The organism is Hahella sp. KA22, assembly GCF_004135205.1.
Lineage (GTDB): Bacteria > Pseudomonadota > Gammaproteobacteria > Pseudomonadales > Oleiphilaceae > Hahella.
This window is the reverse complement of record NZ_CP035490.1, coordinates 350736-375278: the sequence shown is the minus strand read 5'-3', so window position 1 is coordinate 375278 and position 24543 is coordinate 350736. Positions and strand designations below refer to the sequence as shown.

Here is a 24543-nt window from a genome sequence, read left to right as displayed (position 1 = left end):
CCCTATCAGACTTAGTGGAGGCCCGGTAATGTCGGCGGTTATGGAGCGGCGGGAGACGCCAGCGGCGACGCCAGTCAAAGCCAGACGCAGTTGGTTGACCCGTAAAACGGCGCCTTATGTGTTCATCAGTCCGTTTTTCATTCTGTTCGCAGTGTTCGGATTGTTTCCGTTGCTGTTTACGATCTATCTGTCTTTTCATTACTGGGACCCGTCCACCGGTTTGGGCGGCATGAAATGGGTCGGCTTCGAGAACTTCACGTTCGTGCTCACGGACGACTGGTTTCACAAGTCGCTCTACAACACCTTCTGGATCGCGCTGGTGAGTGGAGTTCCCCAACACCTCGCGGCGATACCGCTGGCGTTTTTCCTGCACACCCGTTTATCGCGCTGGCGCAATGCGGTGGTGGGGCTGTATTTCCTGCCGTTTATCACTTCCACCGTGGCGATTTCCCTGGTGTTTACGTCGCTATTCTCTCGCGACTATGGGCTGATCAATGTGCTGCTGACGCAAATGGGGCAGTGGGAAGTCGCCGGCCTCAGGCCTCTGAGCTGGGTGTTTCCTACGGAGAACATCGACTGGAACGACCCCGGTTACACCAAGTGGGTGATCTCATTTGTGGTCTGGTGGCGTTACGTGGGCTGGAACACGGTGTTGTACTTGTCCGCGCTGCAGACCATTCCCAAGGATCTGTATGAGGCCGCGAGCATCGACGGCGCCAGCCGCCGCCAGCAGTTCTGGCATATCACCGTGCCGTTGCTGCGGCCCATGATGTTTCTGGCGATCACCCTCAGCATCATCGGCAACCTGCAGTTGTTTGAGGAGCCCTTTATTCTCACCGGCGGCCTGGGGCCGGGCGGCACCAGTATCGGCGGACCGGATCAGGCGGGCAAAACGGCGGCGATGCACATGTACGCCACCGCTTATATCGAGAGTGATTTCGGCACGGCGTCCGCGGTCGCATGGTTGTTGTTCCTGATCATCGCGATGATGACCTGGGCCAACAACAAAGCCTTCAAAGAAAAATCCTAGGCGGGAGCAGGCAATGGAAAAACGCATCATCCTGGACCCCGGTCAGTGGATCGCATTCATGGTCGTCGCGGTTGGCGCAATGATCATGCTGGGACCCTTTTACTTCATGTTCGTTTTCGCCACCCACAGCAACACGGATATTCTTTCCGTACCCCCGCCGGTGTGGTTTGGCGGCCAGTTTGTGGCGAATGTGCAGGTGCTGTTGGAGAAACTGCCCTACTTCTGGAATAACCTGGGAGTGAGCTTTTATGTGGCGATCATCACCACGGCGTTGAATTTGTTCTTCTGCTCCCTGGCGGGCTACGCCTTCGCCACCTATGAATTCCGCTACAAGAACCTGTTGTTCATGATCGTCATGAGCACGCTCCTCATCCCGCCGTTTCTCGGCATGATACCCACCACCCTGATCATGACGCTGTTCGGGTGGATGAACGAGCCGCGGGCGCTGTATCTGCCTATGGCTTGCAGCGCCCTGGGCGTATTTTTGATGCGTCAGTACATCAGCTCGGCGATTCCCCGGGAGTTGCTGGAAGCAGCGCGCATGGACGGCTGCGGTGAATTCGCCACCTTCCGTCATATCGTGCTGCCGCTGACGGGGCCCGCTATGGGCACCCTCGGGTTGATCACTTTTATCACATCCTGGAACAACTTCATGACCCCTCTGGTGGTCATGCGGGACATGGAAATGTACACGGTTCCGTTGGCGCTGCGCGCGCTGCAGGGCTCCGGGCAAGTGCCATGGGGCGCCATCTGCGCAGGCTCCTCCATCGCCGTGGCGCCGCTTCTCGTCATATTCATTCTGGCGTCGCGGAGGCTGATCGAAGGTATGACAGCCGGCGCGCTGAAGGGATAGAAGCGGCGATTTAGAAAGCAATAAGAGGCTTGTATTTTATGAATCAGAAATTTGCAAAGGATTTTACCTGGGGCGTGGCGACCAGCGCGTACCAGATTGAAGGCGCCGCCAATGAAGGCGGCAGGGGGCCCTCAATCTGGGACACCTTCTCTCATACGCCGGGCAAGACAGTGAATGGCGAGACCGGCGACGTCGCCTGCGATCACTATCATCGTTACCAGGAAGATGTGGATCTTATTGCTGGATTAGGTGTGGACGCCTACCGTTTTTCTATCGCCTGGCCGCGGGTGCAGCCGGATGGCAAAGGCGCCTGGAATGAAGCCGGGTTCGACTTTTACAGTCGCCTGATCGACGCGCTGCTGGTCAAAGGGTTGCAGCCCTATGTCACTCTGTATCACTGGGATCTGCCTCAGGCGCTGGAAGACGTGGGCGGCTGGCGCAATCGCGACACCTGTTATCGATTCGCCGACTATGCGGCGGAGTTCATGCGACGTTACGGCGATAGTGTGAAAACGATTTCCACCCATAACGAGCCCTGGTGCACCGCCACCCTGGGACACGCCACCGGCCAGTTCGCACCAGGTTATCAGGACGAGGCGATGGCCTATCAGGTGTCTCATCATCTGTTGTTGTCGCACGGGTTGGCCCTGCAGAGCATGCGTGCGGTGAACCGCGAGACGCCGGTGGGCATCGTGCTTAACCATACCCCTACGTATCCGGCTAACCCGGATTCGGAAGCAGACCGCCAGCTGGCGCGTCTGGACGACGGAACCAACATTCGCTGGTACATGGACCCGATTTTCCGCGGCGCCTATCCCCAGGATGTGCTGGCCTATCTGGGCGACAAAGCGCCCAAAGTCACGGTCGGCGATATGGACATTATCAGGCAGCCGCTGGATTTCCTGGGAGTGAATTACTACACCCGCGGCTACTTCAGCCAGGCTAATCCGCAAACCCCGGCGCCGGCGGCAATGGGGCTGACTGACATGGGCTGGGAAGTCTATCCGCAAGGGCTGGCGCAGCACTTGGTGAGAATCACCCGCGACTACCTGCCGCCGCCGATTTACATCACCGAGAACGGCGCGGCCTTCCCCGATCGCATGGAGAATGGCGAAGTGCAGGACCCGGCGCGGATTCATTATCTGGAGACACACCTGCAGGCGCTGCGTCAGGCCATGGAGATGGGCGCGGACATTCGCGGCTATTTCTATTGGAGTCTGGCGGACAACTACGAATGGAACTGGGGTTACAGCAAGCGCTTCGGGCTGACTTACGTGGATTACGCCACCCAGCAGCGCACGCTGAAAGCCAGCGGCCACTGGTATCGGGATTTTATTGCCCGTCAGCGCGCATAGCTGCGCAGGCGCAACCGAGTGAAACACTAACGCGGGATGAGTGGAGAACAGTATGGCGTCCTTACAATTGCTTGGCGTTGAAAAGAGCTACAAAGGCGGCGCCAGCATCATCAAAAAGCTGGATCTGTTTGTGGAAGACGGCGAGTTTGTGGTGTTGGTTGGCCCCTCCGGCTGCGGGAAGTCCACTCTGCTGCGTATGATCGCGGGGCTGGAAGAAGTTACCGCCGGCCATATCCTGATCGGCGACAAGCGCACGGAAGGGCTGCCCCCGTCCGAACGCGGCGTGGCCATGGTGTTCCAGAGTTACGCCCTGTATCCCCATATGACCGTGGCGGAAAACATGGGCTTCTCTCTCAAGATGGCCGGTCTGCCGAAATCCCAGGTGGCGCAGGCTGTGGAGCGGGCGGCGGAAGTGCTGCAAATCACTCACCTGCTGCAGCGCAAACCCAAGGCGCTGTCTGGCGGCCAACGCCAGCGGGTGGCCATCGGCCGGGCGATTGTGCGCCAGCCCAGCATCTTCCTGTTTGATGAGCCCCTTTCAAACCTGGACGCTGCGCTGCGCGCCCAGATGCGGCTGGAGCTGGCCAAGCTCCACAAGCAACTGGGAACCACCATGGTCTACGTGACTCATGATCAGACTGAAGCCATGACGTTGGGGGACCGTATTGTCGTACTTAACGGCGGTCATATCGAACAGACCGGCCGCCCCATGGAGTTATATGAGCGGCCCGGCAATCAATTTGTGGCGGGCTTTATTGGCTCGCCGAAGATGAATTTTCTCCCCTGTCGCGTGCAGGCCAGCAGCGAGCAGGGCGCGACGGTGCAGATCGGCTCATCGCCGCGTCCCTTGCAGATTCCCGCGCCATCCGGTCGCGCGTCCGGCGAACCGGTATGTCTGGGCGTGCGGCCTGAGCATGTGCGTCTGACGGCGCCGGACCAGGGGATTCCTGCGCGCGTGGACATTATTGAAGAAATGGGCGACGTCGCGGTGGCTTATCTGCATGTGGCGGGGCTGGAAAAACATCTGGTGGTGAAGACGCCTTCCTCCGCCATGGGCTTTTATGAAGGCGGTCAGGTCGGCGTTGCAGCCGAGCTGGAGTGCTGCCATTTGTTCAATCAACAAGGGGTTAACCTGTCTTTGGGCTGAGCCTGTTTCCGACGCGATTGCGGGGCCAGGGAACAGCCCGAAGTACGCAGAGAGCTTTGGGGGCGATTTGCGTATCGACGCGGCCAGATATGCCCGTCTTGGCGGCGGTTGTCAATTTGGGAACAAATTGGGAATCGTCGCCTTTCTTGTTTTCAGTCTCGGTATAAACGTTCTTTTTCATCTAAAAATGTTAATTATTTCAATAAGATGAATTATGGTTGCGGGCTTCTGACGCAAGCAGGGTTTCGCTCCGGGGTGACAGGCTGTCGCGTTATAACGCCCCGGTTAAGCCGCTGCAGCCTTGACCCTAATATCCCCCTGCAACATGATTTTGGGGACGTTCCCAACTGTAGAAGCCTGTCATGCCAACAATTATCGATGTATCGGAGCTGGCCCATGTGTCGAAGTCCACGGTCAGCCGGGTGGTGTCCAACAAAGGGTCTGTTTCTCCCGCTGCGCGTAAACGGGTGGAGGACGCCATTCGCAAGCTGGGCTACCGTCCCAATCATTTCGCACGGGGCCTGAAAAGTAATAAGTCCGACATTATTGGCGTGGTGGTGGTGAATCTCGCCAGCCCCTTCTATGCGCAGATGCTGAGCGGCGTGCAGGATTACATCTCCGGCTCGGACAAACATCTGGTGGTCACCAGCGGCTATGGCGATCTGGATCGGGAAGTCGCCGTCATCAATTCATTGCTGGATCGCCGCTGTGACGGGCTGTTGCTGTACGTGGAAAACGAGGTGCCGTTGGAGCGTCTGGCGGGCGTGCATCCCGGCAATTATCCCATTGTGACCATGGGGCGTATGTTGCCGGGTATTTCCAAATGGTCGGCGCGGGTGGACAACCTGCATGGCGGCTATCTGGCGGCGCGTTATCTATTGGAGAAAGGACACCGGCGCATCGCACATCTGATGGGGCCGGAGAGCTATCTGGACGCCCGTCTGCGCCGTGATGGATTTCTGCGCGCCATGGCGGAGCAGGGCCTGACGGAGCGCGATTACCTGATTCTGTCCGGCCCTTATGAGGAGACTTTCGGCTATCAGGCGACCCTGCGGCTGCTGGACGGCGGCGCCCGGTTCACCGCTATTTGCGCCGGCGATGACGATATGGCGGCGGGGGTCTATCAAGCCCTGCGCGAGCGTGGCGTCAGCGTGCCGGAGCAGGTCTCGGTGGTGGGGTATGACGACAACTTTCACGCCAAATTAATGTGTCCCGCATTGACCACTGTCAGGCAGGACGTGATGGAGATGGGCGAAGCGGCGGTAAAACTGCTCATCGAGCGCTTGGAGAATCCAACCATGGCGGAGAAGCACGTCGTGTTGGAGCCCAGGCTGATCGAACGGGATTCAGTGAGGGATCTGAACTGAATCGTCTGGGGTTCAACTTAAACAGGAAATGGGAAGACGAATGAAAGCGACGACAAAAATAAAAACGCAGTCTTTAATGGCTTGTTTGGCGCTGGCGGCTTCGGTGCAGGCTGCGGAGACGGATCAAAACAGGATTCACGGCGGCGAGCTGGTGCTGGCCCCGACCCAGACCAACGCCCATGTGCGTAACTTCAACCCCTATAATTTCTCCGTCGGCGCTTTTTACGCCCAGGACTTCATCTACGAACCCCTGTGGATTTACAACATCGCCCACCCCGGCCATGACTTTCCCCGTCTCGCCGTCGCCTTTGAGACCGCTGACGACCTGCGTTCCGTCACCTACCATCTGCGCCCGGGCGTGAAGTGGTCGGATGGCCAGCCGTTCAGCGCGGACGATGTGGTCTTTACGTTCGAACTGGCGAAATCCCATCCGGCTTTTCCAGTCGGACTGGACATCCAGTCCGACAGCAATCCCAATGGGCTGATCGTCAGCATGGAGAAGATCGACGATCTCACTTTTGTGGCGCGTCTAAGCAAACCCAGCGCGTTGGCCCACGAGCATATCGGCGTGATGTATCCCTTGCCTCGTCACGTCTGGAAAGACGTGCGGGACCCGACCACTTTCGCCAATCCGGAGCCGGTGGCCACCGGGCCGTTTACCGAGGTGCGCTCTTTCAGCATGTCCCAGTTCAAAGTGTGCCGAAACGAGAAATACTGGGACGCCGGCAAACCCTACATCGACTGTCTGAAGTTCCCTCAGTATTCCGGCAATGATCAGACCATGCTGGCGGCGCGCGCCGGCAAAATCGACTGGCTGGGAGACGGCATGTCGGACCCGGAAAAAACCTACGTCAACGGCGACAAGCACAACAAATACTGGTTTCCCGCCGGCGCCAACGCCAATTTGCATTTAAATACCCGTAAGGCGCCGTTCAGCAGTCTGCCGTTTCGACAGGCGTTCAGCATGGCGCTTAATCGCCGCTTTATTCTGGATGTGGCTACCTTCGGCCTGACCACGGAAACCCAATTTCCTATCGGCACTGGCGAACTTTACAAGGAATGGTATGACGCGGAAGCGTTGCAGTCTTATCGTTATCTGATGGAGTACAACCCCAAGCGCGCCAAGGCCTTGTTAGATGAAAACGGCTTCGTTGATCGCGATGGCGACGGCTGGCGCGACAATCCGGACGGCTCCCCCATTGAGTTCAAACTGGCGGTGCCCTCCGGCTGGTCGGACTGGGTCAACACCATGATGACGGTGTCGGAGAATCTGCGCGATATCGGGGTCAACGCCCATCTCAGCACCCAGGACGAGAGCACCTGGTTTGCGGGAACCACCCAGGGCGATTTCGATGTTTACATCATGTGGACCAAGCCTTCCGCGACGCCTCATGGAACCTACAGTCTGATGTTCGCCACGGACGGGCTGGCGGAAGGGCGGCGGTTGGAGCAGAACATGCACGGCATGGTCATTCCAGAAATCAATCAGGCGCTGGATCGCTTCGCGCAGACCCAGGATCGGGCCGAACAGAAAAAATGGCTGACCCAGGTGCACAAACAGGTGGCGGAGAAACTGCCGGTCATCACTCTGTTCGCCAATCCGGATTGGTATCAGTACAACGACTCCCGCTTTCAGGGCTGGGTGACTCAGGACAATCCTTATGTGCGGCCGATGTTGCATCTGGGGGTGCCGGAGCGGGGCGTGCATGTACTGAATCTGTCCCTGCGTAAAGACGCGGCGGCGCAAGTGGCGCGGCAATAGCCTCCGCCAGGGAGATGGGTTGATGCGCTTTATTCTGCGTCGTCTGGGGTTTTATTGCGCCGCCTTTGTGGTGGCGTTGACCCTCAACTTTTTTATCCCCCGTCTGATGCCCGGAGATCCGGCGGCGACATTGTTCGTCAGCCTGCGCGGACGCATGTCCCAGCAAAGTCTGGACGCCATGCGCGCCGCCTATGGGCTCGACGGCAGTCTGTGGGATCAGTTCGTCGCCTATGTGGTGCGGCTGCTACACGGCGATCTGGGCGTCTCCACGGTTAATTTTCCGCAGCCGGCCTCAGAAATGCTGTTATACGCCGCCGGCTGGACTCTGTTTCTGGTGGGCGTTGCGACCTTGCTGAGTTTTGGCGTGGGCATTTTATTTGGAATGTTCGCGGCCTGGCGGCGCGGCTCCTTCTTCGACACGCTGTTCACCCCGGTGAACGTCATGCTCAATGCGTTTACCCCGGCTGTGGTGGCGTTACTGCTGCTTTACGGTTTCGCCCTGCAACTGCAATGGTTTCCTTTGGGACGCGCCTACGACATCGACCTGGAGCCGGGACTGAATATGGCCTTCATGGGCAGCGTCTTGTATCACAGCGTGCTGCCGCTGGCGTCCCTGGTGATCATCGCTATCGGCGGCTGGCATCTGAGCATGCGCAACACCATGATCAACCTGCTCAACGAAGATTACATCACCCTGGCGCGGGCCAAGGGACTTAGCGGTCGCCGCATTCTGTTTCGCTACGCCGCTCGCAACGCCATGTTGCCGCAGATCACGTCACTGGCCCTGACTTTCGGGTTTGTGCTGGGAGGCGCGTTGATCACGGAGGTGGTGTTCAACTATCCCGGATTGGGCAAGTTCACCCTCGCCGCGATTGAGAAAAGAGATTACGCCTTTATTCAGGGACAACTGTTGTTTCTGACGTTCACCGTGTTGTTGGCGAACCTGATTGCGGATCTGTTGAATCTGCTGCTGGACCCCCGTTTACGCGACAGGAGTGAATTGGCGTGAAATTGCATGAACTTCAGGTCGAGCTGGGCCTGGACAAGATAAAGACGGGAGGGCTGCTGAGCCGGGCGCCGGCGCCTCTAAGGGTGTTTCTGGCGGATAAGCGCGGCGTCGTGGGTCTGCTGATTCTACTGCTGCTGACGGCGGCTGCTTTGGGCGCGCCCTGGTTGGCGGAGTTTCCACCGGATCGCATGAGCGCCATGCCGCAACTGCCGCCGGATAGCGAGCACTGGCTGGGAACCACGCGCATGGGCAAGGACGTCTTCGCACAATTGCTTTACGGCGCCCGCGCCAGTCTGACGGTAGGGTTATTGGCTGGATTGCTGGCGACCGTGATCGGGGTGTTCGTGGGCATGTGCGCCGGCTATTTCGGCGGCCGTCTGGATGACGTCATCAGCTTCATTGTCAACGTGGCGCTGGTGATTCCCGCGCTGCCGCTGATCATCGTGATCGCCAGCTTTGTCGACAGCGCCAGCCCCATGGTGATTGGATTGGTGCTGGCCGCCACCGGCTGGGGCTGGACCGCCCGTATTATCCGGGCGCAGACCCTGCAAATCCGCCATAAAGACTTCATTTTGGCCGCGCAACTGCTGAATGAGCCCTGGTGGCGCATTCTGGCGGCTCACATTCTGCCCAACATGCTGTCTCTGGTGGTGAGCGGCTTTGTGCTGACCACCATCTACGCCATTCTGGCGGAGGCGGGTCTGGAATTCATTGGTCTGGGCGACCCCAGCGCGGTGACCTGGGGAACCATTTTATTCTGGGGGCAGCAGAATTCGGCGCTGCAGGTCGGCGCCTGGTGGGAAATTCTGCCCGCCTGCTTCGCCATCATGCTCACCGGCGCGGCGCTGGTATTGATCAACTTCACAGTGGATGAAATCGCCAACCCACTGCTGCGCAAGCGGCGCGGGGAAAAAGCGGTCATCGCCTACCTGCGCAAGAAGGGATTGCCTGTCAATGACTGATGTTTTACTGAGCATTCGCAATCTGTGTGTGGATTACCTGACGGACGCCGGCGTCGCCCGCGCTGTGGATGAGATCAGCTTCGACATTCGCGCAGGCGAGGTGTTCGGTCTGGCGGGGGAATCCGGCTGCGGCAAGAGCACCACTGCTTTCGCTATCGCCAGTTTGATTCGCATGCCGGGTTTTGTTTCCGATGGCGAAGTGCTGTTTGAAGGACAGGACGTGCTGCGCATGGACGCAAAACGGCTGCGGGCGTTTCGCTGGGCGCAGACCAGCGTTGTCCTGCAGAGCGCCATGAACGCCTTGAACCCGGTGATTCGGGTGTCGGAACAGGTGTGCGACGCCATTCGCGCCCACCAGCGCGTGAATGAGGATCAAGCCCGCGCCCGAACCAGGGAGCTGTTTGCCCTGGTGGGCATCGATCCCGGCAGACTGGACGATTATCCCCATCAATTCAGCGGCGGCATGCGGCAGCGTATCTGCATCGCCATGGCGCTGGCGTTGCGGCCCCGGCTGATCATCATGGATGAGCCGACCACGGCGTTGGATGTGGTGGTGCAGCGCGACATCATCGGCAAGATTTCCGCATTGCAGCGGGAGTTTGGCTTCTCTGTGCTGTTTATCTCCCACGACCTGGGATTGATGCTGGAGTTTTGCGACCGCATCGGGGTCATGTACGCGGGCCGACTGGTGGAAGCCGGAACGACGCGGCAGGTCGGAGAGCAACCGGCGCATCCTTATACGCAAGCGCTGCTGCGCTCCTTTCCGTCATTGTGCGGCCCTCGCAGACGCCTGCAGGGCATCCCCGGCGCGCCGCCGCGTCTGACGGAATCGATCGCAGGTTGCGCTTTTGCGCCCCGTTGCGAGAAGGCGGAGTCGACCTGTCTCACCCAAGCGCAAGCATTGGCGTCTTTAACAGAAGGACGCGTCGTCGCCTGCGCCAGAGTTTCCCGTCCGCACGTAGCGACGACGCAAACTGCGGAGGTCTCATGACGTCAGAATCAGCATTGCTGCGCATGGAAAATGTGTCCCTGGATTTTAAAACCGGAACATGGGGGCGCCGATCCGTATTGCGCGCCTTACGTGAGGTCAGCTTGTCTCTGCGGCCGGGCAGGGCCCTGGCGTTAGTGGGCGAGTCGGGCAGCGGCAAGAGCACCTGCGCGCGATTGTTGAGCGGTCTGCACCAGCCGACGCAAGGCGATATTTTTTGGCGCGGCGAGGGCCTGATCGCATCTAAATCCAAGGAGATCGCCGCGTATCGTCGTAGTGTGCAAATGATCTTTCAAGACCCGTTCAGCTCTCTTAATCCGGCCTTATCCATCGGTTATCAGATTGAGCGGCCCCTGCTGGCCAACGGCATTGTCGATAACCCGGCCGACGCCGCCCGCCAAGCCCGCATCTTGCTGGAGCGGGTCGGCCTGCATCCCGCCGATGAGACCGCCGCGAAACGCCCCCATGAGCTGAGTGGCGGTCAGCGGCAACGAGTCGCCATCGCCAGAGCGCTGGCGGTGAAGCCGAAAGTGATTCTGGCGGATGAACCCACTTCCATGCTGGATGTGTCGGTGCGCATCGGCATTCTGAATCTGCTGTTGGATCTGAAGCAGGAGCAGGGCATTGCGTTTCTGTTCATCACTCATGATCTGGCTTCGGCGCGTTATTTCGCTGACGACATCGCCGTCCTTTTCGGCGGCTCTTTGGTGGAGCAGGGCGATAGCGAGGCTATTACACAGAATCCGCAGCACCCTTATACCCGGTTGCTGCTGAACTCCATTCCCGGTGCGGGCGACGATCCCTCGACCGCCCCGGCGCCTATGCCTCACCCGAACGCTAAAGGTTGTCCTTTCGTCCATCGCTGTCCGCAAGCCCTCGCCGAATGCAGGGACGTCATGCCGGCGTTACGCCAGCTGGCGGATAACCACGCCATTCGTTGTCATCTTTATTGAACTCATTTTCGGAACGCTTTTATGTCGACCAGCCTGCTTGTGAACCATCTTGGTTATTCCTGTGACGCCGTCAAACGTTGCATCGTCCAAACCCGGGAGCGATTAACCGGCTCGATGGCGCAACTGATCAGTGAGGACGGCGAGATCGTGGCCAGATTCGCTTTGGGCGATCCCATGCGCGCCGCTGGCTGGCACACCGGCGACTGTTACGTTTTGGACTTCAGTCAGGTTACGGAAGCGGGTCGCTATCGCTTTGAAATGGATGGCTGTGAGGCGGACGGCGGTCGCGCGCGCTCGCACTGGTTTGACATAGACCCGAGTATCGGACAGCGACTGACGCCGCTGATGACAGAGTATTTCCGGCTGGTGCGGTGTCAGGGACGCTATGACGACTATGACCGCAACCTGCCGTTTTTCGGCCAGCGTAAATCCGGGCGCGTCGATGTCAGCGGCGGCTGGTACGACGCCTCTGGAGATGTCAGCAAATATTTGAGTCATCTTTCTTACGCCAACTACATGGCGCCGCAACAGACGCCGCTGGTGGTGTGGAGCCTGCTGTCGGCGGCCCCGCGCCTGCCCAGGGCTGTTCAGGCTCAGGCTGGGGAAGAGGCGTTATACGGTGCGGATTTTCTATGCCGGATGTTCGACGAGGACGAGGGGTATTTTTATCAGATTGTATTTGATCGCTGGAGCAAGGACCCCGAGCAGCGCAATATCTGCAACTACGCCACGCAGAAAGGCTACAAGAGCGAACGCTGGGAGGCCAGCCTGCGTCAGGGCGGCGGCATGGCCATCGCCGCATTGGCCGCGGCGGCGCAGTATAGCGTGGCGCTTGGCGTGTATGACAAACCCTACCGGCGCATCGCTGAGCGCGCCTTCGCGCATCTGCAGGAAAACAATCTCGCCTACCTGGATAACGGCAAGGAAAACATCATCGACGACTATTGCGCCCTGCTGGCGGCGGTGGAGCTGTATCAGCTGACTGGGCTGGAGCGCTACTGTGAATACGCCACGGCGCGCATTCGTAATCTGGTCAATAAACAGGGCTGCGGTCATGGCTACGAAGGCTGGTGGCGGGTGGAAGAAGATAATGACCGTCCTTTCTTCCACGCCTCCGATGAAGGGCTTCCCATCATCGCCTTGCTGAGAGCGCAGGAGGTGATGGACAGCGACATTCCGCTGCAGTTCTTTGTGCGCCGTGGTCTGGAGTTTTATCTCTCTATCAGCCGGGATGTGGACAACCCTTTCGGGTATCCACGGCAGTTGGTGAAACCTCTCAAACAACGCCCGCGGGCGCAGTTTTTCTTCCCTCACAGCAATGAATCCGGCTATTGGTGGCAGGGGGAGAATGCACGGCTCGGTTCACTGGCGGCGGCGTCCCGCTGGTATCGACGGCAGAACGACGTTCCAGAACGTCTGCGGGCGGAGTTGCGCGGATTCGAACAGAATTTGCAGAATTGGCTATTGGGACTTAATCCGTTCAATTGCTGCATGGTGGAAGGCGTGGGCCATGATAACCCGCAATACAGCGAACTTTATCCCGCATCCAAAGGCGGGGTTTGCAACGGCATTACCTCCAGCCTGCATGATGAAATGGATATCGCCATGATGGAAACGGACGACCCGCTGCACAGTTGGCGCTGGAGCGAGCAATGGCTGCCCCACGCCGCCTGGTGGCTATTGGCCTTCTCCATGGAGGATCAGGGCGTTTCGTAGCGATAATGCCCGGTGATGGGATAGTCGAACAACATGTCCTCTAATTTGGGACCGCGTCCAATGTTGTGAACGATCATCGGGCGGCCGCTGAGCCAATGCTTTTTATCCACAACGATGCCGATATGAGGCAGGTTGCCCGGCAGCATCCAGGTCACCAGATCGCCGGGTTGATAATCTTCCGCCTTGTCAGTGACGGGCAGTGACTGGCCGTGACGGGAAAAGTAGCTCTGCAGATTCGGAACGCGGCGGTGATCGATGTTGGCGTCCGGCTTTTTCAGCCCCCAGATGTTCGGATACAACGAGAAATGCTGACGCATGTCCTCATGCACTTCTTTTTGCAGATCAACGCCTAGTTGACGGTAAGCGCGTATCACCACATCGGTGCAGACGCCGGTGTTCGCAGGCACGTCGCCGTTGGGGTAAGGAATTGAGCGATAGCGGCCGTCATAAACCACCTGATGGTTGGTTCGCTCAAGCGCCGCGGTGGACAGGCGTTGAGAAAAATCGCCATCGGCCTGCGTTAACGCAGAGCAGAACGTCATGGCGGCGAACAGGAAAAGGCGCGCCTTGCAGTGGACAATACAACGCATATGGATAACATCTGCTTCTTAATTCATTCAGACGTCAGCATGGCGGAAAGTGCAATGGAAAACCATTCGACTTCAGCGAATAATTCGACGCTTGCCGCAGCCTGTCGAACAGTCTCTTTTCTATGACGCTTCTAGACCCCTCAATATTGGCTTTTCTCGCCGCCGTGGCGTTATTCACCGGTTTTGTCAAAGCGGGTGTGCCGGCGTTGGGCGGCCTGATTTCCGCCGCCATGGCGCTGGTGTTTCCTCCCAAAGACGCCCTGGGAATCACCTTGCTGTATCTGCTGGCGGGGGATGTGGTGGCTGTCAGCCTGTATTGGCGGCAGGCGCATTGGGGTGAGCTGGGTAAGATGCTGCCGTCCATTTTTATCGGCATCGGGCTTGGCGCTCTGGCGTTGCAGTTTCTGGATAACGAAAGCCTTGGGCCTGTCATTGGCGCCTTGATTCTGTTCCTGGTGGCGATGGAGCCGCTGCGGCCTTATATCACCACCTGGGCGATGCGGCGCTTGACCGCCGTGCGCTATTCGTCTGGCATCATGGCGGGTATCGCCACCACCATCGGCAACGCCGCCGGTCCTATTCTCACCTTGTATTTTTTGCTGCTGAAGATCGATAAGCACGGCTTTATCGGCACCGCGGCGGTGTTCTTTCTAATCGTCAATCTGACCAAGGTTCCGGTCTACGCCTATCTGGGCGTGCTCAAGGACTATTACCTGCTGAGTTATCTTGCGACAGTTCCGCTGGTGTTGCTCGGCGCTTACGCAGGACGCCGTTTTCTAGTCTGGATACCCCAACAATGGTTCAACCGCATCGCCCTGATCATGACTGGCGTAGCGGGATTATGGCTACTGCTGCGGGCGCTCTGAGTCCGCGTCTGCGGGTCCGACATAGGCGAAACGTTTTACTTTGACCCCGTCTTTCTCGATAGTTTCGTCAAACATCGCCAACGGCCGCACCCACACGCCATAGTCGCCATACAACGCGCGATATACCACAAACCACTCCTCCGTCTCCGAATGCCGCGCCACCTCCAATAACTGATAACGCGGTCCTTTGTAATGCTGGTAGATGCCTTTGGGTAAGTGCATGCAGGAATCCTTTGAGTCTCATTCTGTATGGACAAGCCCTGTGATGGGCGGCTGTCTTGTTGGCGGGAAATAATAACGCATTATTAACATGACGATGATATTGGCATATTAATAATCAGGCGCATGGATGCGTCTGCGCTTTCAACCTGATTCACATCAGCGTACCGCCCTCGCATTCACCAGAACTGGCAGTTCTCTTTTTCTGGATAACCCTCTTTTTCCAACAAATATAGCGACAAAGTAGTTCATTCATCTCGCTATTTGAGCCGCCATTTAGAGCTCGTCCGCCGGAACATAAAACGTGAATATTAATCATGTAATAGGGTGACTATTTGCAAGTTTACTTAATCGTTACGTTTGTAATTAACCATTTGATTTATATAAATTAAAGTAATTTTAATAGATGTCACTTCGAGTGATTGAAATGGATTTGTTTTATTGATTATAAAAATAGAATGACTCGAATAAAGATGAAATATCTGAGTTAGATAAAACAAATCAGTACACAATGGGTGTAACAGTGAAGACGACTCAAGGTCTGGGATTTTTAACTTCATTCGTGTTTGTAAGCTGCGCGTCTGTTGCGCATGCGACAGTCATTGATTGGAGCAATACAAGCGGCGGTGATTTTAATAATGGCGCGAATTGGGCGGGAGGGACGGCTCCTGGCGCATCGGATACGGCGTCTTTTAACACCAACGCAGGTAGTTCTTATACCGCATCGTTGTCGGGAAACACAGATATTCGTGATGTCTCCGTGCGGAATGACCGTGTTGTTATCGACCTCAATGAGCATGATTTAGCGATACAGTCAGGCATCTCTGTGAATGGTAACGCCGATAGCCATCTGGAATTGAAGAATGGCCGAGTGACTTGGGTTAGAGAAAGCACTGTGAAAGCAGATATCCAGGTAGGAAGTGAGTTTGGGACAAAAACCAATCTGTCTCTGAAGAAGGCTACGATGAACGTCCACTCAGCTTTAATTGAGGATGGTGGCGAAATGGTTATAACAGATGGATCTCACCTGGAGCTCTCCAACGGAATCACTGTAGAGAAAGGAGGGAGCCTGAGGGTCTCGAAAGGATCGGAAAGATATAGTTATATTAATGGCCGAGGGCCCATTAAATTTGATGGGGAAGTGGTAGTGGATAGTGGCGCCTGGATTGATTTAGGCGGTACCGATCAGCTCTCCTCAATTAATGGCCATATGACTGTTCAAAATGGCGGCGACTTTCATACGGGTGATTTAGCCATAGGTGGAAACCTGGAAATGGACGGCCTGGACACCCATGCAGAGGCTCGAGATGTGACAATAACAGGGAACCTTAAAGTAGGCCATGGAACGATACTGTCGGCGGATTCGATTACTGTGCTTTCCGGTGGTGTGCTGGATCAGGACGAAGTCGGAGGTTTGTGGATGATGTCGTCAGCGGGCGTACTGGTGGATGGCGGCAAATACTTGGCTGCTGGCAGTATTGAAGGCCACTTGGCGAACGCAAATCATGGAACGGTTTCCATTGGCGGTAATGAAAAATACATATATACCTACGCTGGAGGTTACGAACAAGACAGCACTAGCACCCTGGAACTTACTCTGGGAGCGGAAGATCTTTTGGACGATCGCGGCCGGTACAAGATAGAGCTTGTAGAAGGGGATGCTATTTTAGAAGGAATTCTTAAGATTGATTTATGGGAGACCTTCAAACCCAAACTGAATGATGAATTTGGGCTGATTAGAGCGGGCGCAGGTATTGAGGGTATTTTCAGCCACTTTATACTGCCGGACTTACAGGCGGGCCTCGCTTGGGAATGGGGATTTGATACTAATAGGATTGGTGACACGCTACTCAATTTGAAAGTCGTGGAAGGCCATTCCGTGCCCGAACCCTACACTCTTGCTCTAATGACCATCAGCCTGGCTGGATTCGCTGGCGCGAGACGCTTTCGTAAAGCGGCGTAACCAGGCTCAAGTCGCTTTCAAGTATGGCTCGCTCGTCAGATGTGGTTGATGAGTGGGCTATACTCACAAAAAATTTTTTGGCGCTTTAGTTAAGGTGTGGCTTAGGATAAGTCGGGATAGTGTTTGAACACTCATACAAGGAGGAAAGCATGAGTCTCATCTCAATGGCGGAAAATCTTTGGATCTACAACGGTGAAGCAGTGCCTTATCTTGGGTTGGCGTATACCACCCGTATGACGGTGGTTCGCTTGTCCAACGGCGATATTCTTGTTCACTCCCCCACGCGTTACGATGAAAATTTGGCTCGGGAAGTCGCCGAGTTGGGGCCGGTCAAATATCTGGTGACGCCAAATAAACTTCATCATTTGTTTTTGCCTCAGTGGATGGCGCATTTCCCCGACGCCGCCTGCTACGGCACGCCTGGCTTGCAGGAAAAACGCAAGGATATTTCCTTTGACGGATTACTGGGCGATAACCCGGAGCCGGGGTGGGAAAAGGATGTGGACCAGACGTTGTTTCGCGGCAGCTTCGCCATGAAAGAAGCGGTTTTCTTTCATCGCAGCAGCCGCACTCTGATCCTTGGGGATTTGATCGAAAACTTCCGAGTGGACCATTTCCATGGTTGGCGTCGCTGGGTCGCTTTGCTGACGGGGATTATCGCGCCTCATGGCAAGACGCCAATAGACTGGCGTCTCACTTTTATATTCGGCAGGTCTAAAGCCAGGGCCGCGCTGCGCAAAATGCAGGCGTGGCGACCCGACAACATCATCATTGCCCATGGCGAATGTGTCATCGGCCATGGCTCCGAGTTTCTGGCGCGGTCTTTTTCCTGGCTGAAATAGCAGTTCGGCGCGGGGCCGTCTACATGAGGTCGACCCCGCACTTCAGGTCTTCAAACCAGGACAGGAACTGGCCGATTTTGTCTTTGCCGAAAAACGGTTTGCCGTGCTGCGGCAGCATCATCTCCACATCCAGTTTGCGCACCTGATTCACCCATGCCTGACAGGCTTTGTTGGAAGCCATGTAGCGCTTATGGAAGCCTTCCATCAACGGGATATGCTTGGCCATATCCTGCACGGGTTCATGATCCCAGCCTGGGGTCATGGCGGCGCCGACGTCGCCGGAGAATAGAATTTTGCTGATTGGATCGTAGAAGTGGAAATTACCCACTGAGTGTAAAAAGTGCGCGGGCACCGCGCGGATCTGGGATTTGCCCAAAGTGATCTGAGCGCCATCGTCCGGCAACTCCACCATGCGGTGGCTGAGAGATTTATTCATTTTTCCGGAGACGAACTCCGACACCAGATGCGGCAGGAAGCGCGCCCACAGACGTGAGGTCACTACCTGGCAGTCGGTGTGCATCAGCCAGCGCGGCAAGGAAGTGATGATGTCCGGGTCCTGATGCGAGGCGAAGACGTAACGCAGGGAGGACTTGATGGAAATGTGTTTGGACAGTTCGATGGAAAGCGGCGTGTAGGTCAATTCGCCGCCGGGATCAAAGAGCGCGGCTTCGCCATGGTCCACAATGACCAATTGATTGCTGGGAATTGCTTCCCCTTCGACCAGACCGGTCAGAAACAGGCAGACATGCCCGTTTTTATCATACAACTTCATTGCTTTTTGGCTCATATTCCCTCCATAGCCATTCGGCGCCGGCCGCCTTCGTTTAAAAATAAGACAGCCTGACAAGAAAGCGGCGTATTGTACGTGGCAAGTCCGATGCGGCTCTGATATAGGTCAAAATGGAGAGATGAGGAGGGCCTGAACCATAAAGATATCAAGGAAAATAGGGGGCTCAGGCCTGTTCGATGAGCTGTTCGACCAGGGTGACCACACCTTTGGTAGCGGGCGCGTTTATCACCTTGGCGTCTCGCGCCTCTGAATCAGCGTTAGGGTCGACAATATACATAGGGACGCCGCGTATGCGCTTTTCAACCAGGTAGGCGGCGGGGTACACCTCCAGGGATGTGCCGACGACCAGCATGATATCTGCGCTATGTACGATTTTCTGCGCTTGCGAGAACAGAGGCACAGATTCGCCAAACCAGACTACGTCCGGTCGTAACTGGCTGCCTTTTTCACATTTATCGCCAATGTTAATGTCCCGATCGCCGTGCTGGTAAACCAGCTTGGGATTTACCGAACTGCGGCTTTTCATCAACTCGCCATGAATATGCAGCACCTGACTGGAACCCGCGCGTTCGTGCAGATCATCTACATTCTGGGTGATGATGGACACCAGATAACACTCCTCCAGCCGGCTCAGGGCGTAGTGGGCGGCATTGGGTTGTGCTGCGGCCATGACGCGACGTTGCGCGTTCCAGTAGGCCAGCACTTTCTTGCGATCTTTGCGCCAACCTGTTAGCGAGGCGACTTCGTTATAGTCGGTCTCGCGCCACAGACCGTTCTCGCCGCGATAAGTTTGAATGCCGCTTTCGGCGCTGATTCCGGCGCCTGTAATTACCACGATATGCTTCATAAAAAACGTACTTCAATATTGGGAAGGGCGCTGAGCGTGCGAATCAGCATGCCAAACAATACGCTGTCCAGGCAACCTGGAATATCCCTGACGCGGAGTGACTGCAGCGTCAGTCGTTCACAAGGAGAGGCAATGAGTTTCGATACTTTTGTTGCGCGCCGCTTAAGGGACTCGCAGGGATTATTAAGCAGAATGCTCGCCAGTTGCATGAATAACGCTCATGGCGAGCTCAATCAGTTCATGAAACAGGCCATGTGCCTGGGACCTTCCGACCGTGTGCTGGAAATCGGCTTCGGCGCCGGCAAACTGATTCGCGAAATGGCGCATATCACCACCAACGGCGGGGTAGCGGGCATTGATACGTCGACGGCCATGGTATCTCAGGCGACGCGTCATAACCGTAAACTCATCTCCTCCGGGCGGGTGACGCTGGTGAACGCCTCCGTTGAGAGCATTCCCTTTGATGATGCGGTTTTCACCAAGGTGTGCAGCGCCAATACGCTGCATCTCTGGCCGGACCCGGAAGAGAATATTCGCGAGATAGTTCGCGTACTGACCAACGGCGGGACTTTGGCGCTGGGGTTATGTTCGGAGAATCAGCTCTCACGACATGGTTTGGCGCTTTGCTCTCAAGACAGCGTCATGGCGCTATTGCGTCTGGCGGGCTTGTCCCGCATAGAAATATTGCAGGAAAAACACCGGCAAATGACGTTCTACTGCGCACTGGCGACCAAATAGTCGCCGACCTTGAGATCATCCGGCGTGACGTAAAAACTGGCCCCGATACGGCTTTTAACCGCGACGCCTTCCTGTATCCTCGCCAGACATCCACTGACTTCTACGGCGCATTCCAGTTGATTGGGGCGCGCTATATCAATCATTATCAGATAGCGGTTTCCGGCAGCCGACACGATAGTCGTTTCACTGTGGCTTCCGGCGCGCTGCAGCAGCTCCGCATAGGAAGCGTCCCAAAGTTCCTTCATCGTGGTCTGCAGCGCCGCGATGGCGTCTTGATGTTCGTTATTACTCAGCAAAGGAATGATCTCATGGATAAAGACAATGCTCGGATTGCGTTAGTAACCGGAGGTAGTAAGGGTATCGGACTAGCTGTTGTGAAGAAACTGTTGCGTCGAGGGGATTGCGTGGTCACCTGCGGTAGAAATGACGCCAATTGGGAAGAGGCGAAGGCCGCGCATCCAGATCTGGATGCGGTGGACTTTTACGCTTGCGACCTGACGGATCGCCGTTCCCTGCGTCGCTTGTTCGGATACATTGAGAGCCGCTATGGCGCATTGGACATGGCGGTGAACAACGCCGCCTCGGGAACTGTTGCAGCGAGCGCTATCACCGATATGTCGGAAGAGCAATTGCGCGGGCCGCTGGAAAACGAACTCTGGGCGCCGGCGCTATGTCTCAAGTATGAGCTAGAACTTATGTCGCGCGGCGGCGCCATCGTCAATGTCAGCTCCGCCAATCGCTTCCGCCTGCAACCGGACCCATTCAACGCCGCCGCAGGCCAGGGGCTGGAGAGTCTGACCCGTTCTCTGGCGCTGTCGTATATCACGCGTGGCGTGCGTATCAATTCGGTCGCGCCCGGCGCCACCCGCACCCCGCGCTGGACCTCGCGGTTGCAAGACGGCCATAATCCACAACAGGAGCAAGCCGCTTCGCCCGCACCTATCGGTCGCTTCGCTGATCCTGAAGAAGTAGCGGAAGCCATCGTCTGGCTGGCCTCTGAGAGTGCAAGTTATGTGGTCGGCCATACTTTGGTGGTGGACGGAGGCCTGTCGCTTACCTGAATGTTGCGTTGAACTGGAATTCCAAGAGTGAGGACTGATGTCTTATCTTGCCCCGGCGGCGGCCGTGGAAACTGTCTCTGAAGTGAAAAAAAGCCGTTTCATCACGCGCGCCGGATATGCGGACAGCCGCGAGGCGGCGATGACGTTACTGGCCCAGGCGAAGCAGGACTACCCCGACGCCGGACATCATTGCTGGGCTTATCTGCTGGGTAACCCGAAATCCGCCCAGAGCGCGGCCATGTCAGATGACGGCGAACCCAGCGGCACGGCGGGAAAGCCGATATTGAACGTGCTGCAACACAAGGGCGTCGGCGATGTCATGGTGATCGTCATTCGCTACTTTGGCGGCGTCAAACTGGGAGCGGGCGGATTGGTGAGAGCCTATTCCGGCGCGGCCCAGCAGGCGATGGTGGAACTGCCGGTTCAGCTCAGGGAAACCCTGGCTGGCATCAGCCTTAGCTGTGACTTTCGCCACGAGCAGGTATTGCGTTTATGGCTGGATCAACATAGCGCCCGCAATGTGGCTGCGGACTATGCTGAGCATGTCACACTCAGCGCTGAGTTGCCCCAGGCTCAGTTGACTGCTTTGCAGGAGTTCGCCGCCGGCTTGGGAGTGGCGTTGTCGGTTGCGGAATAAGCAAAGTAACGGCTGTAACCTGGCGGACGGCGCTAACAGGATGGTTGCCAGCGGCGTCCGCATAATTTCTAATGGTCGCGCTAGCGCCCGAATTGATAATCAGACTGAATGATTTAATCCGGACCTGCTTGTGGGCGGGTTCGTTCAACTATAGCTGAGGAAGCCTGAGAATGTTGCGAAAACATCTATTGCCTTTAGTCGCCGCCCCTATTTTAAGCCTGGGCTTGGTGTCCGGTTGCGCTAATAGCGGCGCCTACACTGACTCCGCATTGACGCTGGGAGCGGGCGTGCTGCAGGCCACCACCCTCACGGAAGATCAAGTGATATCCGTGTCCCAACAGGCGGCGGACAAGATGGATAAAGAAAACAAAGTGGCCCCGTCCAGCAGCAAATACGCCAAGCGTTTGGACGCCATTACCCGCAATCTGAAGAATGCGGACGGGCTGACGCTGAACTACAAGGTTTATTTGTCGGATCAGATCAACGCCTTCGCCATGGCGGACGGCACCGTACGGGTATACTCCGGCCTGATGGACGTGATGCCTGACGATCAGGTTCTGGCGGTCATGCAGCATGAAATTGGCCACGTCAAACTCAAACACAGCTACAAGCAGATGCGTGAGAAAATGCTGACGGACGCCGCATTTCAGGCGGTGGTTTCCGCTGGCGGTACAGTGGGCGAGCTGACCCAGTCGCAGCTGGGACAAATCGCATATGCCGCAGTGAACGCGCGCTTTTCTCAGGCGGACGAACTGGAAGCCGACGCTTATTCCGTGAAATCACTGCACAGATTGGGCAAAGATCCCTATGCGATGAAGCGCTCCATCGAAACGTTGCAGAAAAAAGTTGGTGGCGAGTCCAGCTTTCTGAGTTCGCATCCGTCCAATGAGAAGCGATTGGAAAAAATCCAGGAAGAGATCAAACGTCTGTAACAGATAAGATTTCGACCCGGAGCATGAAAGACTTTGCCTGGGTCGGAATGCGGTGCGGCGGACGTCGGTTTGGCGCCGCCGCGAAGCGGGACTACGATTAAGAAAGCTCAACCAGACGCAGGGAGTGTGTGATGGCCGCGACAACAATCAGCCCCGTAATCAGTAAAGCCGAACAGGAGTCCGGCTATACTGAACCCAACTTTATTCCCTTCCCCGAAGAAAACGCCTGGAGCGATTTGGCGAAGGTGGTCGGCGGCGCGCTTAAGATGTTTCCGCCGTTCTACCTGCAATCCATTTTTGGTCCGATATCAAGCTGGCCGCCGCCCCATCGCGAACTGTCCGAATACACTATTCTCGACCTTTGGCGTTTAAAGCGTACGCTCGGATTTCTGGCGGACGCCAATATTCCGGCCCACTCACACCTGCCCAACAAATGGGCGCGAACCTTTCTTCCACCTTTCATCAACCGCCTGTTCTGGCGGCCAAGCGGCTATTTTCAGCAGACGGACCCGTTCGATTCCGTCACCTCATTCAGTCACGAACGCTGGTTCTTCCTCAACGGCATTCTGACCAACAAGCCCATTGCAGAGCTTAACTCGCAGTTGATCAGCCAGATGTTTCAGCGCCCGGTGACGGTTATCCACAATCAGACCAGCTCGTTTCTCTTGGATTTGTTTCAGTGTGCAGTCGGAAAAAGCTTCAAGATTGATCCCGATCTGGAGATCCCCCAGGCCATGACTGAACCAGACGTTAAGGCGACGATAGCATTGCTGGAGGCGATGAAAAATCCCGCGTTGGATCGGGTGGTGCTGCTCTGTCATTCACAAGGAACCATCATCGCGGCCAATGTGTTGCGTGCAATCAGTCGTGCATTGAAAGCGTTGCAGAAACTGAAAGATAACCCGGAATGCAATGACTGGGCGAATCTGGAATTTATTGATCGCTTGGCGTTGGCTCATCTAACCCCGGATCAATTTGGCCTCATGGATAAGAGCGGCTTTAACGCTTACGCCATTAAATTGCTCAAGAAGCTTGAGGTATATACCTTCGCTAATTGCGCCAATACCATGACCTATATCGCCAAAGTAAATATGCCCATTGAGATGGGCGGCGGCGTTACCGCGTTGCCTTATATCGAAAACTTCGCCAATCAGTATGATCTGGTCGCCCGCCTTGGCGTCATCTCACCGTTGCGAGAAGCCGGTTCATCTATCATTGATATTGACGGCCCACTCTATCTGCGTACGGATATCGACGCCTGGGGGCATCTGTTGAACCAGCACTATTTGTACGCCATCAGCGATTATCTGTCCGCACCTCAGGGAAGCTCTCGCAATCCTTATCAATTAGAAGGCGATAATGCGGATAAAACGCCTAGACTCTACTGCTACTTCCGAGGCGATAGCCCGGAACGGATAAAGTCGTTGGATGAAAATCTGCGGAGATTTCCTGTCGCATTGGATATGGTTTGATCTGTTTTTCACTGCGCGTCATGGTCGCACAAGACCTTGGTTAGGGGAAAGCTGCTGCTCCTACCCCTTTTTCCTGTTGGTTTTGTGATCAGTCTCCCAGGTTAAAAGGCGAGAGGAACTTGTTTTTAGCACGCAAACTTCAAGTGTAAAAAATATTGACGATTATTGTGCCGTTATTCCCGGGAGATCTCATTAGAGAATAACTGTATGTTTAATCGGCGATAACCTCGGCCAAAATATGTGATTTATTGTTATCTTTATTGGGTTTTTATCTATATATAAAGGTTTGATTGAATAAAATCAAAAATATAATCCCTAGAGAATAATCCAAAAAGTCTATATATGCTGTTCATGAAAATATTGGGATTATTTCTTAAGGTCTATATCTTTCTTGTGGCCATTTTAATATTCAGTGATCGGCTGATTAAATTTTGATAGGCCTAT

The 24543-nt window shown here is 55.9% G+C and carries 24 protein-coding genes; 19 read left to right on the top strand and 5 right to left on the bottom strand.

The genetic code is table 11. The annotated features are described in order from the left end of the window. Nucleotides 1-28 precede the first annotated feature (28 nt). The 11 genes from EUZ85_RS01735 (at nt 29) to EUZ85_RS01685 (ending at nt 13142) form a co-directional block, all read left to right on the top strand. Complete coding sequence (locus EUZ85_RS01735; RefSeq protein WP_127974234.1) at nt 29-1030, top strand: carbohydrate ABC transporter permease; 1002 nt, start codon at nt 29-31, stop codon at nt 1028-1030. 13 nt (nt 1031-1043) lie between these two features. Continuing rightward, nucleotides 1044-1883 carry a carbohydrate ABC transporter permease gene (locus EUZ85_RS01730; protein WP_127974233.1) on the top strand — a complete coding sequence of 280 codons (840 nt, stop codon included), beginning with the start codon at nt 1044-1046 and terminating at the stop codon, nt 1881-1883. A gap of 38 nt (nt 1884-1921) precedes the next feature. Then, nucleotides 1922-3238: a GH1 family beta-glucosidase gene (locus tag EUZ85_RS01725; protein WP_127974232.1), complete on the top strand. Its 1317-nt coding sequence runs from the start codon at nt 1922-1924 to the stop codon at nt 3236-3238. A gap of 52 nt (nt 3239-3290) precedes the next feature. Continuing rightward, nucleotides 3291-4385 (top strand): ABC transporter ATP-binding protein, encoded by a 1095-nt coding sequence (locus tag EUZ85_RS01720; protein WP_127974231.1) that lies wholly within the window; start codon nt 3291-3293, stop codon nt 4383-4385. 362 nt (nt 4386-4747) lie between these two features. Then, nucleotides 4748-5752, top strand: coding sequence for a LacI family DNA-binding transcriptional regulator (locus EUZ85_RS01715; protein WP_127974230.1), 1005 nt, complete (start codon nt 4748-4750; stop codon nt 5750-5752). A gap of 40 nt (nt 5753-5792) precedes the next feature. Then, complete coding sequence (locus tag EUZ85_RS01710; protein WP_127974229.1) at nt 5793-7514, top strand: ABC transporter substrate-binding protein; 1722 nt, start codon at nt 5793-5795, stop codon at nt 7512-7514. A gap of 22 nt (nt 7515-7536) precedes the next feature. Next, nucleotides 7537-8523, top strand: a complete 987-nt coding sequence (locus tag EUZ85_RS01705) for an ABC transporter permease (RefSeq protein ID WP_127974228.1) — start codon at nt 7537-7539, stop codon at nt 8521-8523. Continuing rightward, nucleotides 8520-9485, top strand: coding sequence for an ABC transporter permease (locus EUZ85_RS01700; RefSeq protein ID WP_127974227.1), 966 nt, complete (start codon nt 8520-8522; stop codon nt 9483-9485). Before EUZ85_RS01705 ends, EUZ85_RS01700 begins: the two co-directional genes overlap by 4 nt. Continuing rightward, entirely contained in the window at nt 9478-10476 is a 999-nt protein-coding gene (locus EUZ85_RS01695) for an ABC transporter ATP-binding protein (RefSeq protein WP_127974226.1), read from the top strand. Before EUZ85_RS01700 ends, EUZ85_RS01695 begins: the two co-directional genes overlap by 8 nt. Then, a complete protein-coding gene (locus tag EUZ85_RS01690; protein ID WP_127974225.1) occupies nt 10473-11426 on the top strand; it encodes an ABC transporter ATP-binding protein in 954 nt (317 codons plus the stop codon). The genes EUZ85_RS01695 and EUZ85_RS01690 overlap by 4 nt, the downstream gene beginning before the upstream one ends. A gap of 21 nt (nt 11427-11447) precedes the next feature. Continuing rightward, a complete protein-coding gene (locus EUZ85_RS01685) occupies nt 11448-13142 on the top strand; it encodes a glycoside hydrolase family 9 protein (protein WP_127974224.1) in 1695 nt (564 codons plus the stop codon). Here EUZ85_RS01685 and EUZ85_RS01680 read toward each other — a convergent pair. Further along, nucleotides 13127-13732 (bottom strand): DUF1287 domain-containing protein, encoded by a 606-nt coding sequence (locus tag EUZ85_RS01680; RefSeq protein ID WP_241566928.1) that lies wholly within the window; start codon nt 13730-13732, stop codon nt 13127-13129. The genes EUZ85_RS01685 and EUZ85_RS01680 overlap by 16 nt on opposite strands. Before the next feature lie 122 nt (nt 13733-13854). On the opposite strand from EUZ85_RS01680, the gene EUZ85_RS01675 reads away from it, so the two are divergent. Continuing rightward, nucleotides 13855-14598, top strand: coding sequence for a sulfite exporter TauE/SafE family protein (locus EUZ85_RS01675; protein ID WP_127974223.1), 744 nt, complete (start codon nt 13855-13857; stop codon nt 14596-14598). Here EUZ85_RS01675 and EUZ85_RS01670 read toward each other — a convergent pair. After that, nucleotides 14578-14820 carry a DUF1653 domain-containing protein gene (locus tag EUZ85_RS01670; protein WP_127974222.1) on the bottom strand — a complete coding sequence of 81 codons (243 nt, stop codon included), beginning with the start codon at nt 14818-14820 and terminating at the stop codon, nt 14578-14580. The two genes, EUZ85_RS01675 and EUZ85_RS01670, sit on opposite strands and share 21 nt — an antisense overlap. Nucleotides 14821-15340: 520 nt before the next feature. On the opposite strand from EUZ85_RS01670, the gene EUZ85_RS01665 reads away from it, so the two are divergent. Continuing rightward, nucleotides 15341-16780: a PEP-CTERM sorting domain-containing protein gene (locus EUZ85_RS01665; RefSeq protein ID WP_164887415.1), complete on the top strand. Its 1440-nt coding sequence runs from the start codon at nt 15341-15343 to the stop codon at nt 16778-16780. Between the two features lie 149 nt (nt 16781-16929). Beyond that, nucleotides 16930-17622, top strand: coding sequence for a DUF4336 domain-containing protein (locus tag EUZ85_RS01660; protein ID WP_127974220.1), 693 nt, complete (start codon nt 16930-16932; stop codon nt 17620-17622). A gap of 19 nt (nt 17623-17641) precedes the next feature. Here the strand turns inward: EUZ85_RS01660 and EUZ85_RS01655 are convergent, their stop codons facing one another. Continuing rightward, nucleotides 17642-18409, bottom strand: coding sequence for an MBL fold metallo-hydrolase (locus EUZ85_RS01655; RefSeq protein ID WP_127974219.1), 768 nt, complete (start codon nt 18407-18409; stop codon nt 17642-17644). Between the two features lie 166 nt (nt 18410-18575). Next, entirely contained in the window at nt 18576-19259 is a 684-nt protein-coding gene (locus tag EUZ85_RS01650) for a Sir2 family NAD-dependent protein deacetylase (protein WP_127974218.1), read from the bottom strand. Nucleotides 19260-19391: 132 nt separating this feature from the next. Between EUZ85_RS01650 and EUZ85_RS01645 the strand changes: the two genes are divergently transcribed. Next, nucleotides 19392-19997 (top strand): class I SAM-dependent methyltransferase, encoded by a 606-nt coding sequence (locus tag EUZ85_RS01645; protein ID WP_164887414.1) that lies wholly within the window; start codon nt 19392-19394, stop codon nt 19995-19997. On the opposite strand, the gene EUZ85_RS01640 is transcribed toward EUZ85_RS01645, so the two are convergent. Then, complete coding sequence (locus tag EUZ85_RS01640) at nt 19973-20293, bottom strand: hypothetical protein (RefSeq protein WP_127974216.1); 321 nt, start codon at nt 20291-20293, stop codon at nt 19973-19975. The two genes, EUZ85_RS01645 and EUZ85_RS01640, sit on opposite strands and share 25 nt — an antisense overlap. Nucleotides 20294-20305: 12 nt before the next feature. Here EUZ85_RS01640 and EUZ85_RS01635 point away from each other — a divergent pair, with 12 nt between their 5' ends. The 4 genes from EUZ85_RS01635 to EUZ85_RS01620 all read left to right on the top strand — a co-directional run bounded on the left by EUZ85_RS01635 (nt 20306) and on the right by EUZ85_RS01620 (nt 24099). Then, entirely contained in the window at nt 20306-21058 is a 753-nt protein-coding gene (locus tag EUZ85_RS01635; RefSeq protein ID WP_127974215.1) for an SDR family NAD(P)-dependent oxidoreductase, read from the top strand. Nucleotides 21059-21095: 37 nt separating this feature from the next. Beyond that, nucleotides 21096-21695, top strand: coding sequence for a YigZ family protein (locus EUZ85_RS01630; RefSeq protein ID WP_127974214.1), 600 nt, complete (start codon nt 21096-21098; stop codon nt 21693-21695). 170 nt (nt 21696-21865) lie between these two features. After that, nucleotides 21866-22627: a M48 family metallopeptidase gene (locus tag EUZ85_RS01625; RefSeq protein ID WP_127974213.1), complete on the top strand. Its 762-nt coding sequence runs from the start codon at nt 21866-21868 to the stop codon at nt 22625-22627. 131 nt (nt 22628-22758) lie between these two features. After that, nucleotides 22759-24099, top strand: a complete 1341-nt coding sequence (locus tag EUZ85_RS01620; RefSeq protein ID WP_127974212.1) for a hypothetical protein — start codon at nt 22759-22761, stop codon at nt 24097-24099. The last annotated feature ends 444 nt before the right edge of the window (nt 24100-24543 follow it).